This is a genomic window from Streptomyces xiaopingdaonensis (assembly GCF_000262345.1).
GTDB lineage: Bacteria > Actinomycetota > Actinomycetes > Streptomycetales > Streptomycetaceae > Streptomyces > Streptomyces xiaopingdaonensis.
In genome coordinates, this window is sequence record NZ_AJTQ01000222.1 from 66,496 (window position 1) to 84,046 (window position 17,551).

15 protein-coding genes and 1 tRNA gene are annotated in these 17,551 nt (G+C 72.5%); 7 read left to right on the plus strand and 9 right to left on the minus strand.

Features of this window, described 5'->3' with window-relative positions; genetic code table 11:
• Positions 1-62 precede the first annotated feature (62 nt).
• Entirely contained in the window at positions 63-1,073 is a 1,011-nt protein-coding gene (locus UWG_RS0117570) for an ABC-2 transporter permease (RefSeq protein WP_016908529.1), read from the plus strand.
• Positions 1,074-1,146: 73 nt separating this feature from the next.
• Positions 1,147-3,444, plus strand: a complete 2,298-nt coding sequence (locus UWG_RS0117575) for a tetratricopeptide repeat protein (protein ID WP_029391536.1) — start codon at positions 1,147-1,149, stop codon at positions 3,442-3,444.
• Here the strand turns inward: UWG_RS0117575 and UWG_RS0117580 are convergent.
• Together UWG_RS0117580 and UWG_RS0117585 are read right to left on the minus strand one after the other, a co-directional pair.
• The gene (locus UWG_RS0117580) at positions 3,433-5,196 is read right to left on the minus strand and encodes a hypothetical protein (RefSeq protein WP_106429977.1); all 1,764 of its coding nucleotides are present in this window, start codon (positions 5,194-5,196) and stop codon (positions 3,433-3,435) included. The two genes, UWG_RS0117575 and UWG_RS0117580, sit on opposite strands and share 12 nt — an antisense overlap.
• Positions 5,197-5,312: 116 nt before the next feature.
• Positions 5,313-5,386, minus strand: a tRNA-Lys gene (locus UWG_RS0117585).
• 222 nt (positions 5,387-5,608) lie between these two features.
• On the opposite strand from UWG_RS0117585, the gene UWG_RS0117590 reads away from it, so the two are divergent.
• Positions 5,609-6,904, plus strand: coding sequence for an ROK family transcriptional regulator (locus tag UWG_RS0117590; RefSeq protein ID WP_016908531.1), 1,296 nt, complete (start codon positions 5,609-5,611; stop codon positions 6,902-6,904).
• Positions 6,905-6,914: 10 nt separating this feature from the next.
• Here the strand turns inward: UWG_RS0117590 and UWG_RS0117595 are convergent, their stop codons facing one another.
• From UWG_RS0117595 to ehuB, 5 genes are all read right to left on the minus strand, one after another.
• Positions 6,915-7,673 (minus strand): IclR family transcriptional regulator, encoded by a 759-nt coding sequence (locus UWG_RS0117595; RefSeq protein ID WP_016908532.1) that lies wholly within the window; start codon positions 7,671-7,673, stop codon positions 6,915-6,917.
• Between the two features lie 290 nt (positions 7,674-7,963).
• On the minus strand, positions 7,964-8,779 hold the full coding sequence (gene ehuA, locus UWG_RS0117600; protein WP_016908533.1) for an ectoine/hydroxyectoine ABC transporter ATP-binding protein EhuA: 816 nt from the start codon (positions 8,777-8,779) through the stop codon (positions 7,964-7,966).
• Complete coding sequence (gene ehuD, locus UWG_RS0117605; protein ID WP_016908534.1) at positions 8,769-9,419, minus strand: ectoine/hydroxyectoine ABC transporter permease subunit EhuD; 651 nt, start codon at positions 9,417-9,419, stop codon at positions 8,769-8,771. Before ehuD ends, ehuA begins: the two co-directional genes overlap by 11 nt.
• On the minus strand, positions 9,419-10,150 hold the full coding sequence (gene ehuC, locus UWG_RS0117610) for an ectoine/hydroxyectoine ABC transporter permease subunit EhuC (protein ID WP_016908535.1): 732 nt from the start codon (positions 10,148-10,150) through the stop codon (positions 9,419-9,421). Before ehuC ends, ehuD begins: the two co-directional genes overlap by 1 nt.
• A complete protein-coding gene (gene ehuB, locus UWG_RS0117615) occupies positions 10,147-11,010 on the minus strand; it encodes an ectoine/hydroxyectoine ABC transporter substrate-binding protein EhuB (RefSeq protein WP_016908536.1) in 864 nt (287 codons plus the stop codon). Before ehuB ends, ehuC begins: the two co-directional genes overlap by 4 nt.
• 234 nt (positions 11,011-11,244) lie before the next feature.
• On the opposite strand from ehuB, the gene UWG_RS0117620 reads away from it, so the two are divergent.
• Complete coding sequence (locus UWG_RS0117620) at positions 11,245-11,766, plus strand: DUF3830 family protein (protein WP_029391538.1); 522 nt, start codon at positions 11,245-11,247, stop codon at positions 11,764-11,766.
• A 58-nt stretch (positions 11,767-11,824) separates the two neighbouring features.
• On the opposite strand, the gene UWG_RS0117625 is transcribed toward UWG_RS0117620, so the two are convergent.
• Together UWG_RS0117625 and UWG_RS0117630 are read right to left on the minus strand one after the other, a co-directional pair.
• The gene (locus tag UWG_RS0117625; protein ID WP_016908538.1) at positions 11,825-13,237 is read right to left on the minus strand and encodes an amidase; all 1,413 of its coding nucleotides are present in this window, start codon (positions 13,235-13,237) and stop codon (positions 11,825-11,827) included.
• A gap of 121 nt (positions 13,238-13,358) precedes the next feature.
• A complete protein-coding gene (locus UWG_RS0117630) occupies positions 13,359-14,324 on the minus strand; it encodes a D-2-hydroxyacid dehydrogenase (protein WP_016908539.1) in 966 nt (321 codons plus the stop codon).
• A gap of 260 nt (positions 14,325-14,584) precedes the next feature.
• Here UWG_RS0117630 and UWG_RS0117635 point away from each other — a divergent pair, with 260 nt between their 5' ends.
• From UWG_RS0117635 to UWG_RS0117645, 3 genes are all read left to right on the plus strand, one after another.
• Positions 14,585-15,505 carry a maleate cis-trans isomerase family protein gene (locus UWG_RS0117635; protein WP_016908540.1) on the plus strand — a complete coding sequence of 307 codons (921 nt, stop codon included), beginning with the start codon at positions 14,585-14,587 and terminating at the stop codon, positions 15,503-15,505.
• 83 nt (positions 15,506-15,588) lie between these two features.
• Entirely contained in the window at positions 15,589-16,344 is a 756-nt protein-coding gene (locus tag UWG_RS0117640; RefSeq protein ID WP_016908541.1) for a maleate cis-trans isomerase family protein, read from the plus strand.
• 92 nt (positions 16,345-16,436) lie between these two features.
• Entirely contained in the window at positions 16,437-17,546 is a 1,110-nt protein-coding gene (locus UWG_RS0117645) for an LLM class flavin-dependent oxidoreductase (RefSeq protein WP_016908542.1), read from the plus strand.
• Positions 17,547-17,551: the final 5 nt, after the last annotated feature.

Consider the following 17,551-nt stretch of genomic DNA (forward strand, 5'->3'; position numbering starts at 1 on the left):
CAACTCCCGCCCCGCCTCCGCGTCCCGGCGCCTTCCGCGCGGAGCCCTCGCAAGGACCGCCCATGCGCACCTCCCGCTTCGCCGACCTCCGCGACGCCATCACCCCCAGAGCCTTCTGGCTCACCGTCGCCGTCCTCTTCATCCAACTCGGCTTCCTCCTCTCCTACGTCGGCGCCTTCCACCACCCCGAGCCGCAGCGCGTCCCGCTCGCCGTCGCCGCACCCGAGCAGGTGGCCCGCCAACTCGACGGGCTGCCCGGGCGCCCCGTCGAGACCAGCCGCGTCGACGACGCGCAAGCGGCACGCGACCGCGTCCTGCACCGTGACGCCGAGGCCGGCTACGTGGTCGACCCGGACGGCGACCGCGACACGCTCCTCCTCGCCTCCGCCGCCGGGCAGTCGGTCACCGGCGCCGTACGCGAACTGGCCCAGGAGTACGCGCACTCGGAGGGACGCAGGCTGCACACCGAGGACATCGCCCCGGCGAGCAGCGGGGACCACGGCAGCCTCACCGCCTTCTACCTCGTCGTCGGCTGGCTCGTCGGCGGCTACCTCGCCGCCTCGATGCTCGGCATCACCGTCGGCGCACGCCCCGCCGACCGGCGCAGGGCGACGCTGCGCATCGCGGCCATGGCGCTGTACGCGGGGCTCTCCGGGATCGGCAGCGCGCTCGTCGTCGGGCCCGTACTCGACGCGCTGCCCGGGCACTTCTGGCCGATCGTCGGCATCGGCGCGCTCACCGTCTTCCTGACAGGCGCCGTCACCATCGCGCTCCAGGTGCTCTTCGGCGTCGTGGGGATCGGGGTCGCGATCGTCCTCTTCGTCGTGCTCGGCAACCCCAGCGCGGGGGGCGCGTACCAGCGGAACATGATCCCGCCGTTCTGGCGCGCCATCGGCGACTGGCTCCCCGCGGGCGCCGGCACCAACGCCGTGCGCAACGCCGTCTATTTCTCGGGCAACGCCCTCGCCTTCCCGCTCACCGTCCTCGCCGTGTGGGCGGCGGTCGGTGTCCTGCTGACCGTGGTGTGCGCCCGGCGCGGCAGGGACGGCGACCTGCTGCGTCTGCCGATGTGAGAGCCCCAAGCGCCTGCCGCGGCACGTGCGTTGGCACTACCCTGGACGCTCGCGACGATCACCGGGGGGCGCGGTGGAACTGTTCATCGGAGGGCTCGGACTCGTCGGCGGCGCGGTCCTCCAGTCCGTCACCGACCAGTCGGTGGCGGAGCTGAAAGACCTCCTCCGCCGGGCACGCCGGCGCGGCAACGCGCCCGACGACCGCGACGGACTGCGGCCCGACGACGCGGACGGCCTCCGGCGGGCGCTCCAGGAGGTCGCCTCCACCGTCGACGACCGCCCCGTCCAGCTCCTCCTCCGCAGCTTCCTCCGCGACCACGGCGCACTCCCGCCCGAACGCCTCGCGGCCCCGCACCCCTTCCTCGACCAGGACGAACTCCGCCACCGCGCCCGCGAGTTCGTCGCCTCGGCACTCGCGGCCCAGCCCGACGCCGCACTCACCGTGCTGCTCCACGGCCCGCCCGGCAGCGGCACCACGAGCTGCGCACGGCAGCTCGCCACGGAGCTCGCCGGGTACTTCCCCGGCAGCCACCACGCCGTCGACCTGGGCGGCGGCGACCCGTCCGGCGCCCAGACGGGCGGCAGCGCCCTCACCGAACTCCTCCTCGACGCCGGCCTCCCCGAGGAGTCCCTGCCGCGCACCGCGGCGGCCAAGCGCCGGCGCCTGCGCCGGCTCCTGGCGGGCACCCGCCCGCTGCTCCTCCTCGACAACGCGCACAGCGCGGCCCAGCTCGGCGCCGTGAAAACCGAGATCCCCGGCTCCCTCACCCTCGTCACAGCCGCCTCCGTGCCCCTCGGCCTCGCGGGGGAAGCCGGCGCCGTCCTCCCGGTGGAACCGCTCCCCGAGGAGGACTCCTGGGAGCTGCTGCGGCAGCTCGGCGCCGAACCCGACAGGGACGACCGGGAGTTGCGCGCCGTCGTCCGCGCCGGCCACCCGGGGAACCTCAGCGAGGTCGCCGCCGTCCGCCGAAGGGTCGGCGGCCGCATGCTGCCCGGTGCGCCGCGGGAAGGCTTCCCGCGGATGCCCGCGGCAGGGGCGGGCACGGCGCCACCGGCGGGAGAGCCGATGCCCGAAGACGGCGACGAAGCGGCGAGCCGAGCCACCCTCCGCATCCTCGACGGCGGCTACCGCACGCTCACCCCGCTCGCCCAGCGGCTTCACGCCCGGCTCGGCCGCCTCCCGCACGCGGGCCCCGGATGCGGCGTCACGGCGGCCCCCGTCGCGCGGCTCCTCGACGTGGACGAGGCCGAAGCAGCCGATGCCTGCGCCGAGTTGACCTCGGTCGGCCTCCTCAGCACGCCGGGCAACGGCCGGTACCGCCAACCCGCCGCGGCACGCCGCCACGCACGCGGACTCCCGGCGGAAGTCCCGGGCGTCGCCGTGCTGCGGCTCCTGGAGCACTACCGCGAGGTCGCCGTCGACGCCGATCGCCGTGTGATGCGGGGCCGTTGGGTGCTCGGCCCGTTCTACACGGGGCGGCGCGCGCAGGCACAGGTGTACGGCACCGACGGGGAAGCGCTCGACACGCTCCGCACCGAGCGCTCCGCGCTCGTCGAGTCCGTGGTGCTCGCGGCCGACTCCGGGTTCGCCGAGCTCGCGGCCGAGCTCTGCGAGGCGATGTGGGGGCTCCATCTGCGTCTCGGGTTCCACGAGGACTGCCTGCGCACCCACGGCGCCGCGCTCGCCGCCGCCGTCGACGGCGCCCGCGGGCCTCGCCTCGCCGACCCGCGGCTCGTCGCCCGTCTCCATGTCCAACGCGGCTTCTCCTACCGCGCGTTGGGCGAGCCCGGCCGCGCGGCGGACGACTTCGCGCGGGCGAAGGAGCTGGAGCCCGACGACCACGCGCGGGGACGCGCCACCGCCGTCGAGTCGCTCGGCTACCTCCGGCTCGACGAGGAAGAGTACACCGCGGCCCGCGCGTGCTTCAGCGAGGCCGCCGCGTACGCGACCGACCCGCGCGCCCGTGCGCTGCTGCTCCACAACGACGCGCGGGCGCTCACCGGACTGGGCCGCGCGCGGGAGGCGCTCCCCGTACTCGACGCCGCCCTCCTCGCGTTGCGCGACCTCCCCGGCCTCGCACCGCCGGGCGACCTCTACAACCGCGCGAAGGTCCTCGTCACCGTCGCCCGTACGCATGCCGCCGCCGGTCGACCGGACGCGGGCGTCGAGGCGTTGCGCGAGGCGCTCGACCTCTTCGACGACAAGAGAGCACTGCCCCAGGAGGCAGAGGCCGCCGAACTCCTCGCCGACCGCGTCCCCGACGCGTCGGAGCGCCGCAGCCTCCGCCGGCGCGCGCTACGCCTCCGCAAGGCGCTCGGCGACCTCGAAGCGGCGGACCGGCTCCGCGGTCTGCTGGAATCAGAGGTCTGACGGCGCCGACGCCGAGCAGTCGACTTCGTGGCGTTCGCGCCCCGTCTCCACGGTGAGGCGGCGCCGCTCCGCGGGGCGGCCCTCGGCGAGCCAGGCGAAAAGCGCGGAGGCGTAGAGCGCGGGGTCGGCCAAGTCGGTGTGGCCGTCGGGGAGCCGGCGGGCCGCGAGTGTGCGGTGGGTGCCGTCGCGGGTGCGGACCGTGCAGCGGTCGGGGCCCGTGACACGGCACCACAGGGACGCGTGCGGGTGGCGTTCGGCCGCCTCGCGCAGCCACGTGTCCGCGGGGCCGTACCGTACGTCGTCCGCGTCCGCGCGGAGGACGACGATGTCGGCGAGGGCGAGCCTGCCGAGGTCGGCCGTCTCCTCGTCGACGACGGTGTGCGTGCGCCACCCGGCGTCCCGGTCGGCGTGGTCGGAGGTCCTGCGCACCACCTCGACGCGGGGTGCGTCGCCGGCGTCCGCGACCCGGGTGCGCACGCGGAGCGGTGCCGTGCGGTGCGCGGGTTCGTACGCCGGCGCGGGCAAGGGGTCGAGGAGCGCGGGGCTCTCCGGCTCGTCGAGCCCGAGGAGCCGGTACGCGCACCGGCGCAGCAGCTCCGCCGAGCGCCCCGGCACCGAGCTCACGCTCTCCGCCGGCCGCCGCGGCGCACACGGCACTCGGAGCGCTTCTTCGAACTGCGGTGACAGGGGGCGCGTCGGATCGACGCGCGGCGCCTCGCGTACGAAAGCGGCGACGGGCGAGTCGGGCGCGAGCCCTTCGGTCGGCCATGCGCCGAGGAGGACGGGGACGCCGAGGGCCGCCGCGTAGTACGAGACGCTGCCGTGGTCACCGAGGACGAGATCGGCCGCGACGAGCGCCTGCCGCCACTGGTCGAGCGGCGGCACGAGGACGGCCCCGGCCCGCCGCGCCGCGTCGAACCACGCCGTCACCTGGCCGGGGCCGTGGCCGTGCCAGATGTTGGGGTGCAGGACGACCGCGAGCCGGTACTCGTCGCAGGGGAGCTCCTCGACGAGCCGGCGGAGCAGTTCCGGCAGGACGTCGGCGCCCGCGTCGCCGAGGAGGGACTCCGGGTTCCAGGTCGAGTTGAGGACCACGAGCCGTTGGCCCGGGGTGAGTCCGAAAGCGCGGCGGTGCACGTCCCGGTGCGCGGCCGAGGCGAGGAGCCGGTCGTAGCAGGGGTCCCCGGCGAGGACGGCGGTCGGTGCGGCCTGCGGGCAGGACTCGGTGAGCCTGGCGAGCTGCTCGGGGTGGGAGAGGACGGTGGCCGCGGCGAGGGGGCTGCCCTCGTGGAGGAGCCACTCGGGAGAGAGGCCGAAGACGGGCGCGGGTGCGGGCTCGCGGTGTCCGGTGTCCGGTGCAGCCAGCCTCTTATTGTATCCGACCCCGTGCGACAGCACCATCAACTTCCCCTGGAACGCCTCCAGTTGCCCCCCGTAGCTCGCGCTCACCGCGAGGTCGACCGGTGTCCGCACGGCCTGCTCCCACGGCAGGACGGGCAGCCCGAGGTCGGCGAGGAGCTCGGGGACCCCGTGCTGGACGGGGGAGGAGCCGGTGCAGGTGGCGAGCAGTTGGAGGCGCAGGTCGTCGCGGAAGAGCGGGAGGAGGTCGAGGAGCCGGGTGGCGGAGGTCACGTTGTGGACGACGAGGAGCACCCGGCGCAGCCGCCGGCGCGAGGCGAACCGCTCGGCGTCGGCCCCCACCGGTACGCGTATCCACTCCGTGCCGCCGTGTCCGTACCCCACCGCAGTCATCCGTGCACTCTAGGGGGTGTCGTCACGTCCCCGCCTGCTGTGCGACGACGCGGATTCGACGACACCCCCGGGCCAACGACGAAGGCCCCCGCAGTGCGCGGAGGCCTTCGAAGAGGTGCGCCGCCAGGGACTCGAACCCCGGACCCACTGATTAAGAGTCAGTTGCTCTAACCAACTGAGCTAGCGGCGCGCTGTCCGCCGTTTCGGCCGACGCAGGAAATACTACCCCCTCCCGCGGGGTGCTCGTGACCGTCCGCCCCGACGCCGAGCGTGACGGCATCCGCACGCATCGGGTACCCGGCGGAGTGCGTCACTTCCCGTCTCACCTCTTAATTCAGGACGAGAGCCAATACGAGAGGAAAGGGTGCCCCGCCGGCCTCCCCGAGGATAGGTTCGGGGAGGGAGGAGCCACATGGCAGAGCACGGCAGGCGTACGGTGCGGGACCTGCGCCGCGGGAACCGCACGGCGGTCCTGCGGCAGTTGTACTTCGAGGGCCCGCTGAGCCGCCAGGCACTCGGTCCCGCGACGGGGCTCAGCTCGGGCTCGATCAGCAACGTCGTCGCCGAACTCACGGGCGAGGGGCTGCTGGAGGAAGCGGGCGTGATCGAGTCCGAAGGGGGGAGGCCGCGCACCCTGCTGCGCGTGGCGGCGGGCAGCGCCTGCCTCATCGGCGTCGACATCGGCGAGACCCGTGTCCGCGTCGAGCTCTTCGACCTCGCGCTCAACGAACTCGCCCGCGCCGAACTCCCGTTGGCCGGCCAGGGGCACGACGCCGGACTCGTCGCCGGCCACGTCGGCGAGTGCGTCGCCGGCGTCCTGCGGAGCAGCGGCGCGGACCCCGCGGCGCTCCTCGGCGTCGGCGTCGGCGTCCCCGGCATCGTCGAGCGGGACGCGGAGCGGGGCGCCGTGGTGCACGGCCAGACGGTCGGTTGGGACGCGGTGCCGTTGGAGGAACGTCTCCGCGCCGCCGTCGAACTCCCCGCGGAGGTCCCGTACTTCGTGGGGAACGGCGCCAAGGCGCTGGGTCAGGCGGAGATGTGGTTCGGAGGCGGCCGCGGTGCCCAGGACGCCGTGGTGGTACTCCTCGGCTCGGGCGTCGGCGCCTGCGTCGTCACGGGCGGCGCGGACCGGGGCGGCGCCGACGAGTGGGGGCACCTGACGGTCAACCTCCGGGGCCGGCGCTGCCGTTGCGGCGCGCGCGGGTGCCTGGAGGCGTACACCGGGTCCGCCGGTCTGCTGGAGCGCTGGCGGGAGGCGGGGGGCGCGCCGCCGGCCGACGACGAGGAGGCCGGGCTCCGCGCCCTGCTCTCCGCCGCGTACCCCGGCGACGGGCGGCCGGCCGACGCGTCGGCCGTCGCCGTCCTCGACGAGACGGCCGAGTACCTCGGCGCCGGCATCTCGGGCCTCGTCAACCTCTTCGGTCCGGAGCGGGTGCTGATCGGCGGCTGGGCCGGGCTGCGGATCGGCCCGCACCTCCTGCACGCCGTCCGCCGCCACGCCGCCGCGCACTCCCTGCGCTACCCGGGCGAGCGCGTCGCGATAGAGCTGGGGCGCCTCGGTGCCGACGCCGTCACCGTCGGGGCCGCCACGCTGCCGCTCGCCGCCTTCTTCGCGGAGGGCGGGCGCAGGGACCCTCGCCCCGCGCCGGACGAGCGGCCCGAACCGGCGGGCTGGCGTGCGGTGCTGGAGGAGCGCGGGGCGCGGTGAGCGACTCCGCCTAGAGCGACAGCGAGAGCATGACGGGCGCGGCCCTGCGGCTCAGCGCCTCGGCCGCGCGGCGGAGCCGGTGCGCCTGGTCGACGGGGAGCGAGAGGGCGAGGCAGCTCACCGAGGAGCCGGCGGTGATCGGTACCGCCGCGCAGACGGTGCCGACGGCGTACTCCTGGAGGTCGAGCGTGGGGACGGTGGGCGGCTGGCGGTCGAGGGTGCTCAGGAGGAGCCGCTCGTCCGTGATGGTGCGGGAGGTGAGGCGGGCCGCCTTGTGCCGTGCGAGGTGGTCCTTGCGGCCGTCGTGGTCGAGTTGGCTGAGGAGGCACTTGCCTATCGCCGTGGCGTGGACGGCCGAGCGGAAGTCGACCCACTGGTTGACCGCGGGTGCCGCGGGGCTGTCGGCGAACTGCGTCGTCTCCAGCTCGCCGTCCTTGTAGCGGCTGAAGTAGACCGCGGCGCCGACGGCGTCCCTGAGGTCGGTGAGGGTGTCCTGGAGGCGCTCCTGAAGGACGCGCCTGTGGTCTCCGCCGACGCCGAGCATGAGCAGGGACTCGCCGACGGTGTAGACGGCGTCCTCGTGCATCTCGACGTACCCCTCGCCGCGCAGCATCCGCAGCAGCGGCTGGAGTTGGGCCGCCTCGATGCCCGCTTCCTGGGAGAGGAGCTCTTCGCCGACTCCGTCGCGGTGCCGGGCGACTGTCTCCAGCACCCGCAGCGCGTACTGGACCGAACGGATCGGCTGTGCTGGCTCCGGCGTCGGCGCCACGGTGCCCCCTGGAGTGGTGACGGTTCGCGTCGCGACCGCTGCGTGTGGTCACGTCAGTACGTAACACGATAGCGGGCAGCGCGCCGGCGAAAGGGCGATGATCCCGCGATCGGCATATGCCGCAAGCCGATCCCTACCCCGCTGGTGTCGCACGAACCCCGCGCATCCGTCCGGTTGTTCGGGACGGCTCGCGGAGGTGCGCGGGACGCGGGCCCGGGGCCGTACCTCTCTTGTACGCGCCCCGGGCCTCGGCGCCTCCGCCGCGCAACACGGCGCCCCCGCGCGGGTGTTCAGAGCACGGCGCTGAGGAACTCGCGGGTGCGGTCGTGCTCGGGCTCGCTGAAGATCTTCTCCGGTGCGCCCGACTCGATGACCCTGCCCTCGTCGAACATGAGGACGTCGTCCGAGATGTCCCGGGCGAAGCCCATCTCGTGGGTGACGCAGAGCATCGTGATGTCGGTGGTGTGCGCGATGTCCCTGAGGACGTCGAGGACGCCCGCGACGAGTTCCGGGTCGAGCGCCGAGGTGACCTCGTCGAGGAGGAGCACCTGCGGGCGCATCGCCAGCGCGCGGGCGATCGCCACGCGCTGCTGCTGGCCGCCGGAGAGCTGGCTCGGGTGCTTGTCCATCTGGTCGGTGAGCCCGACGAGTTCGAGCAGCTCCCGTGCGCGCTCCTCTGCCTCGTCCTTGCCCATGCCGAGGACGTGGACGGGCGCCTCGGTGATGTTCCGGAGCACCTTCATGTTGGGGAAGAGGTTGAACTGCTGGAAGACCATGCCGATGCTTTTCCGCACCTCGCGGACGTGCCGCTCGCCCGCCGGGACGAGCCTGCCGCCCTTCTCCTCGTGCGTGAGGTAGTCCCCGGCGACCTTGATCGTGCCCTCGTCCGGCTTCACCAGTGTCATCAGCAGCCGCAGGATCGTCGTCTTGCCGGAGCCCGACGGGCCGATCAGCGTGACGTGCTTGCCCGAGGCGACGTCGAAGCAGAGGTTGTCGAGGACGACGTTGTCGCCGAAGCGCTTGGTGACCTTGTCGAAGCGGATCAACTCGCTGCCGTCGACGGCGGGGTTGGCGTGGTCGTTGGGTGTGGTGTTCTCAGCGGACAAGGCGACGCTCCAGGGCTCGCATCAGCAGGGATGCCGGGTAGGCGATGAGGATGAAGGCGATGCCGACGACGGTGATCGGCTCGGTCGGCTGGAAGGTGACAGCGCTGAACTGGCGGGCTTGTCCGAGCAGTTCGAGGGCGCCGATGGTGGCGATCATCGGCGAGTCCTTCAGCATCGCGATCACGTAGTTGCCGAGCGCGGGCACGACGCGGCGGATCGCCTGCGGCAGGACCACCGCGGTCCAGGTGCGCCCACGCGGCATGTTCAGCGCGGTGCACGCCTCCCACTGGCCGACGGGAACGCCGTCGATGCCGGCGCGGTAGACCTCGGCCGTGTACGTCGAGTAGTGCAGACCGAGGCCGACGATGCCGGTCGTCAGGGCCGAGAACGTGATGTTCCACTCCGGCAGCACGAAGTAGAGGAAGAAGAGCTGCACCAGGAGAGGGGTGTTCCGGACGAACTCGGTGATCACGGTCACCGGCCAGCGCACCGCCTTGAGCGCCGAACGCTGGGCGATCGCCCAGACGAGGCCGAGCGCGAAGGCGATCAGCGAGCCCAGGACGAGGGCCTGGAGCGTGACGAGGACGCCGTCCCAGAACCGCGGCATGAAGTCGGCGACCGCCGACCAGTCCCACTGCATCACTTACCTCCGATGCTGGCCGCAGCACTCGTCGCCGACCTGCGGCCCTTGCCGAAGAGGCCGGAACGCTCCGGCGCCTGGCCGAGGTTGGCCTTCGCCTGGCGCTCCAGGGCGCGCATACCGCGGGTCAGGACGAAGGCGATGACGAAGTACATCACCAGGATGATCGTGTAGACGGGCGCGCTGTCGCCGAGTGCGTTGCGCACGAGCGAGGCGCCGAAGGCGATGTCGCCGACGCCGAGGACGGAGACGAGGGCCGTCCCCTTGAGGAGCTCGATGAGGAGGTTGTTGGCAGGCGGGATCATCCCGGGCCACGCCTGCGGCAGCACGATCTTCCGCAACCGCTGCCACGGCGTGAGGTTGAGCGCGATCCCGGCCTCCCGCTGCGCCGGCGGCACGGAGGCGAGAGCACCGCGGACGATCTCTGAGCCGTAGGCGCCATAGGTGAGGCCGAGCGAGAGGACGGCCGCCCACATGGGTACGAGCTGCCACCCGAAAGCGACCGGCAGCACGAAGAACACCCAGAACATCAGTACCAGGGCCGAAGTGCCCCTGAATATCTCCATGTAGAGACCGGAGAGGAAGCGCACGATCCAGAGTCTGTTGGTACGCGCAACGCCCACGACGAACGCGACGAACGCCCCGAGCGCGGCGCCGAGAACCGTGAGCTGGACGGTCACCCAGACACCCTGGAAGAGCAGCCCCCACAATCCCGTTGTGAGGTCCGTCATTGACAACGCTCCTTCGCCGTAATGTCCGTCATCTCTTCCTCGAGGAAGCCGAACGGCTTCATCACGCGGAGGAGCTCACCGCTCTTCTTCATCTTGACAAGCTCGTCGTTGAAGGCGTCGCGCAGATTCCGCTCGGCCGGACGGAAGGCGAAGCCTCCGGTGCCGAGGTCGGGCTTCCCGTCCAGCTTGGGAACGAACTGCTTGGTGTACTCGGCTTTCCGGGTCTTCGTCTGGTGCACGACGTTCCGGACGGTGACCGCCGTGCCCGCGAAGACATCGGCCCTTCCCTGCTCGACCGCGAGGAGCCCGGCGAGCTGGTCGGGGAGGAGCAGCATCTCCGACTCCTTGATGCCGGCCTCCTTCGCGTAGTCGATCTCGGCGTATCCCGTGCCGGTCGCGAACTTGACGCCCGCCTTCTTGATGTCCTCGTAGTTGTGCAGGTTCTTCGGGTTCCCCTTGCGGACGATGAGCGCGTCCGGCATCTGGTACTCGGGGTCGGCGAAGAGGACCTGCCGGCAGCGCACGGGCGTGAGGTACATGCCGGCTGCGATCACGTCGAACTGCTGCGAATTGAGCCCCGGAACCAGCGAGTTGAACTCCGTCGGCATCGGCTGCACGTTGGCCACGCCCAGCCGCTCGAAGATGATGCGCGCAATGGCGGGGGAGCTTCCCGTCAGTTCACCGTTCTTGTCGATGTAGCTGTACGGCTGTTCGCCCGCGATTCCGAGCTTGACGGTCCCCTGGGCCTTGAGGCGCTCAAGAAGGTCTCCGCCCTTTTTGCTGTCGGCGTTGGAGACGCGGCTGCAACCGGTCGTCGCAGCGAGCGTGCCGGCCGCGCCGATCGCCGCGGCACCGGCCATCAGCGAGCGGCGGCTGAAACCTCTCCCGATACTTCCCTTGTCGTTCCCTTGTGGTGGAGCCATGGCCGCGCGGCTACCCATGTTCGATGGACCTATGCGGATTGTTTCCGGCCGCTGGTACGCGTGTTGAGGGCTTGACGATTGCGGCAGTATGGACGCGGAACCAAACAACCCGGCCAAACCGGCGAAGCACGTCATAGCGGCCGAGAGGCCCGAGAAGTACGCGGAGGCACCATGGCCGAACGCTTCATCGAAGTCTCACTCGACAAGCGCGGAGTGAGCTGCACGGCAAAGCTACTCGACGACCGGGCCCCTCTCACTTGTGCAGCGGTCTGGAACGCACTCCCGCTCGGCGGAGACGTCTACCACGCAAAGTACGCACGGAACGAGATTTATGCGCTGGTTCCGCCCTTTGCCCCCGAGGAGCCGCCGCTGGAGAACCCCACCGTCACTCCCATCCCGGGAGACCTGTGCTATTTCACCTTCTCCCAGACGGAGTTGAGCACCTCTTCCTACGGTTACGAGGCAGCGGCCGAGCAGCAGGGCTCCGAGGCCGCGCACGCCACCAGGTCGACCGTGATCGACCTCGCCCTCTTCTACGAGCGCAATAACCTCCTCATCAACGGCGACGCCGGATGGGTCCCCGGCATCGTCTGGGGCTCGATCGTCGACGGACTCGACCGCATGGCGGAGGCGTGCCAGGACCTGTGGCGCGCGGGAGCCCTCGGCGAGACGCTCAACTTCCGCCGGGCGTAGGCACGTCGCCGGCCGAGGGGCGTGCCCCTCGGTCGGGGCGTCCTTTCCGTCCGACCGCTCAGAGCCGCGGCGCGGGGACGCGGGAGGCGAGCCCCGCCTCGTAGAGCGCGTGCGCCGCGCGGAGGACGAGCGCGTCCTGGTGGCGCGCCCCGACGAGCTGCACGCCGACGGGCATCCCGCCGTCGCCGACGCCGCACGGCACCGAAGCGGCGGGCTGCTGCGTCATGTTGAACGGATAGGTGAAGGGCGTCCACCCCGTCCACCGGTCGTGGGGCGAGCCCGCCGGAACCTCGACGCCGAGCTCGAAGGCGGTGATCGGCAGCGTCGGCGTCACCAGCAGGTCGTACCGCTGGTGGAAGAGGCCCATCCGCGTGCCGAGCGCCATCCGCTCGTCGACGGCCGCGAGGTAGTCGAGGGCGCCGGCGCGCGCCCCCTCGTCACGCACCTCGCGCAGGCCGGGGTCGAGGAGGTCGAGCTGCTCGGGCGTGAACGGTTGTGTGACGCGAGCCGTCCCGCTGAACCACAGCGTGTGGAAGGACTCCACCGGGTCGGCGAAGTCGGGGCCCTCCTCGAAGACTTCGGCGCCCAGCTTCGCGAGGAGCGCGACGGCCCCGCGCACCGCCTCCCCGACGGCGGGGTCGACCGCGACCCGTCCGCCGAGGTCCGGTGCGTAGGCGATCCGCAACCCCCGTACGCCGTCGGCTCCTTCGGCGAGCGCCGAGCGGAACCCTCCCTCTACGGGACCGAGTTGGGACCAGTCACGCGGGTCCGGCGCGGTGACGGCGTCCATCAGCGCCGCGGCGTCCGCGGCGTCGCGGGTGATCGGGCCGACGTGCGCGAGCGTCCCGAAGGGGCTCGCCGGGTGGATCGGCACGCGCCCGTACGTGGGCTTCATCGCGAAGACGCCGCAGAAGGCCGCCGGAATCCGCACGGACCCCCCGCCGTCGGTGCCGAGCGAGAGCGGCCCCGCGCCGAGCGCCACCGCCGCCGCGCTCCCCCCGCTCGAACCGCCCGCCGTGCGCTGCGCGTCGTACGGGTTGCCCGTCGCGCCGTGGCGGGGGCTGTCGGTGGTGCCCTTCCAGCCGAACTCCGGGGTGGTGGTCTTGCCGACGAAGACCGCCCCCTGCTCGCGCAGGCGCGCGACGGAGGGCGCGTCCTCCACCCAGGCGCCCTCCTCGGAGAGCGCCAACGAGCCCTTCAGCGTGGGCGCCCCACGCGTCAGCAGCATGTCCTTGACGGTGACGGGGACCCCGTCGAGCGGCCCGGCCGGCGTACCGCGCCGCCACCGCTCGGTCGACTCGGCGGCCTCGTCGAGCGCGCCGTCGCCGTCGATGCGGACGAACGCGTTGACCCGCGCCTGCGCCTCGACCGCCCGCTCCAGTACGGCGTGCACGACGTCGGTGGGGCTGAACTCGCCGGTCTGGTACCCGGCGGTCAACTGCGCTGCCGTACGGCTGGTGAGATCCGACATGGACGAAGCCTCCCGGTGGAAGTGCCGATCCGCCGCGGCGGGCGCGGTTCGCACCGGTGGTGCACGCTCGCGCGCGGTGTTGAATGGGGTCGTGCGCGCGCCCCCGGCGGGCGCGGGCGGCTCAGTCCGAGCGCACGTAGCCGAGGGTCTTGTCGACGACGTTGAGGAGCGGATGTCCCGCCTCCCAGCGGTCGAAGTTGTCGAGGAACTGCTCGGCGAGGTCCTGGCGCCAGCCGGCGGTGTCCCCGCTCATGTGCGGCGAGACCAGCAGCCCCGGCACGTCCCACAGCCCGCTCTCGGCCGCGAGCGGCTCCTCGGCGAAGACGTCGAGCGCGGCGCCCGCGAGATGGTGGCTGAGCAGCGCGGCGGCGAGGTCGTCCGTCACGACGTGCTGCCCGCGGCCCACGTTGATGAAGCGTGCCCCCGGGCGCATGCGCGCGAACCGGTCGGCGTCGAAGAGCCCTCGCGACTCCTCGGTGAGCGGCGCGACGCAGACGACCCAGTGCGCCTCGGGCAGCAGGCCGTCGAGGGCGCCGACCCCGTGCACCTCACCGAATTCCGCGTCGCCGTTCCGCGGCGTGCGCCCGACGAGGTCCACGCTGACACCGAGTGCCGTAAGTGTGCGCCCAATTGCCCGGCCGATCGGACCGCTTCCCACGACGACGGCGTGCGTTCCGGCGACGCGCATTGTCTCCCGGTGCCGCCACTTCCTCTGCCTCTGCAATTCCCGTGTGCCGTGAAAATCCTTGGCCATCGCCAGAACCAGCCCCGCCACATATTCGGCGATCGGCTGGTCGAAGACTCCGCGCGCATTGGTGAGCACCGTACTCGCCGGTTCGGAAAGTTCCGGAAGCAAACGGTCGACGCCGGCGCTCGGGGTGTGCACCCAGCCGGGACGCGGGCCCGTGCCCGGCCACGCCCTGCGGACCGCGTCGGAGAGAAAGTCCCAGACCAGCAGCACGTCGGCGGAGGGCAGGAGTTGGGGGAGCGTCGCGGCGTCCGCGTACGAGACGGCGGCCCTGCCCTTGAGGCGATCGAGCGAAGGAAGAGGTTCCGCTTCGAGGACCAGGACGTGCGTTTCAGACATCGGCAGGAAACCATTTCGAAACGAAGGGACGGTGGACCGGAACCGTGCGCGAGATCCCGCCGTTGATGCGAGGATTGACCACGGTAGGGAGCGGAAACTACCTTCGTCAACAAAGACATCTGTCCCGGCGTCCCGGCTTCTGACCGGCATTCTCCATTCCTTCTTCACCGGTTCTGACCGGCGTCTGCCGAGGCACCTGCCCCGGTCGGGCTCTGGTCATCTGGTCACGAGTCATCCCTCCGTCTCTTGGGGCTCGAAAAATGGACGTCTCCTTCCTCGGCGGACCGCAACCGCAGCGCGGTGTCGGCATCGTCGCTCCGTTCGACTTCGCTCTCGACCGAGAGCTCTGGCGCTGGGTGCCGGACGACGTGTCCCTGCACCTGACGCGAACACCCTTCGTGCCCGTCGAGGTCAGCCTCGACCTGGCCCGCCTGGTCAGCGAGCACGAGACCCTGCGCGAGGGGGTCCGTGCGCTGACCGCCGTGGCGCCCGAAGTCGTCGCCTACGCCTGCACGTCGGGCAGTTTCGTGGGCGGCACGGCGGGCGAGCGCGCGATGACCGCGGCGATGGCGCAGTCCGGCGAAGTGCCGTCGCTGACCACCTCGGGCGCCCTGCTCGCCGCGCTCGAAGAGATCGGCGCCCACCGCATCGCCGTCGTCACGCCCTACACCAAATCCGTCACCGACTCGCTGGAGGAGTACCTCGCCGAAGGCGGCATGTCCGTCACCGGACGCAGCTACCTCGGGCTCACCTGCCACATCTGGAAGGTGTCCTACCGGGAGGTCGTCGACATGGCCAGGCAGGCCGCCGCCGACGCCCCCGACGCGCTCTTCATCAGCTGCACCAACCTGCCCACCTACGACGTCATCCCGCAGCTCGAAGCGGAGTTGCGGATGCCGGTCCTCTCCGCGAACCAGGTCACCATCTGGGCAGCGCTCAAGAGCATCGGCAAGGAAGCGGTCGGCCCGTACCAGGCGCTCCTCGACCCGGTGGCGCGCAGCGGCCCCGCAGCCATGGCCCCCGCGCCGCCGCCCGAGCCCCGCGCCGCCGAACCGCCGCACCCGGAGCCGGAGGCGGCGCTGACCGGAGCCGGCACCGAACCGGGCGACCCGATCGACGCCGTCCACGATCCGGCGCACCCGGCGCAGAGCGAGGAATGGGGCCCACAACCCCCAGCCTGACGCGCACCACAGGCGCGGGCGCCGCCCATGGCGCCCGCGCACCGCCGCATCCCGCACACCCGCAACCGCGCCAGGAGGCGTACGTGGCAGAACCAGCGCACCCGCGCACCACCCCGGCCGTCGGCTTCCTCTACCCGGGCCACTCGGCAGAGGACGACTACCCCAGGCTGCAACGGCTCCTCGACGAGTCCGGCACCGAGGTGCGGCTCCCGCTCGTCCACACCGACATCGGCACGGACGCGCACCGCGTCGAGGCACTGCTGGAGATGGGTTCGGCGCACCGCCTCGCCGACAAGGTCGACGAGGTGAAGGCGGCCGGCATCGGCGCCGTCGTATGGGCCTGCACCTCCGCGAGCTTCGTCTTCGGCTGGGACGGCGCCCGCGAGCAGGTCCGCGAGCTCTCGACGACCGCGGGGCTCCCCGCCTCCAGCACCTCGTTCGCCTTCGCCCATGCCGTGCAGGCGCTCGGCGCCGAGCGCGTCGCCGTCGCCGCGACCTATCCGGACGACGTCGCCGAACTCTTCGCCGGCTTCCTGAAGTCGGCCGGCGCCGAGGTCGTGGCGCGGCAGGGGAGCGGCATCATCACGGCGGCCGAGGTCGGCACCTGGGGCCGCGCCGAGGTCCTCGCCCTGGCACGCGAGGGCGACCACCCCGAGGCGCAGGCCGTACTCCTCCCCGACACGGCCCTCCACACCGCGGCGTGGATTCCGCAGCTCGAGGCCGAGCTGGGCAAGCCGGTGCTCACGGCGAACCAGGTGACCGCCTGGGAGGGCCTTCGCCTCCTGGGAGTCGGCGCGCGCTGCCCGCAGTTGGGGACGCTCTTCTCGCCCGCCGACTGAGCCGCGCCCACCGCGTCCACCGCCCCGGGAAGAGAACGTGGGCCCGGCGTGTTGCCCCTCGGGAACGTACGTACCGAGGAAGGCGGGCCACAGTGGGCGACGCTGGCAGCACAGAGCAGAACCGGAGCACGACCGACGGGGTACGGGGCGAAGCCCTCGGCACCGCACCCGTACCCCTGTCCGTGCTCGACCTGGTCAACGTGGGGGAGGGGTGCACCGCGCGCGAGGCGCTGCTCTCCTCCGTGGAGACGGCGCAGCTCGCCGAGGCGCGCGGGTTCACGCGCTACTGGGTCGCCGAGCACCACTCGATGCCCGGCGTCGCCAGCTCCTCGCCCGCGGTGATCCTCTCCCATCTCGCCGCGCACACGGACCGCATCCGCCTCGGCTCGGGCGGCGTGATGCTGCCCAACCACGCGCCGCTCGTCATCGCCGAGCAGTTCGGCACCCTCGAGGCGCTCGCCCCCGGACGCGTCGACCTCGGCCTCGGCCGCGCGCCCGGCACCGACGGTGCCACGGCCGCCGCGCTGCGCCGCACCGACCGGCTCCGCGAGGGCGCGGAGGACTTCCCGCAGCAGCTCGCCGAGTTGGTCCGCTTCCTCGGGGACGACTTCCCCGCCGGCCACCCCTACGCGCGCATCCACGCCGTACCGGGCCCGGTGCAGGCGGCCGACGGGGCGGAGACGTCGCGCCCGCAGGTCTGGCTGCTCGGCTCCTCCGGCTTCAGCGCCCAACTCGCGGGCCAGCTCGGCCTTCCGTTCGCGTTCGCGCACCACTTCTCGGCCGCGAACACCCTTCCGGCGCTTGAGCTGTACCACGAGAGCTTCCAGCCCTCCGAGGTGCTGGAGAAGCCGTACACGCTCATCGGCGCCTCGGCCTTCGCGGCCGACACCGAGCGGGAGGCGCACCGGCAAATCCTCACCGGCGCCCTGTCGATGCTGCGCCTGCGCACCGGACGTCCGGGACTCGTCCCGACCCCGGAGGAGGCCGAGGCGTACTCCTTCAGCCCCGTGGAGAAGGACTTCGTCGACAGCTGGCTCGGCAACGTCGTCTACGGCACCGCCGACGCCGTGCGCAGCGGCCTCGACGCCCTCGTCGAGCGCACCGGCGCCGACGAGTTGATGCTCACGGCCAACGCGCACACCCCGTCCGCGCGCGTCCGCTCCTACGAGCTCGTCGCGGACGCCTACGGGCTCCCCGCCTGAGCCCC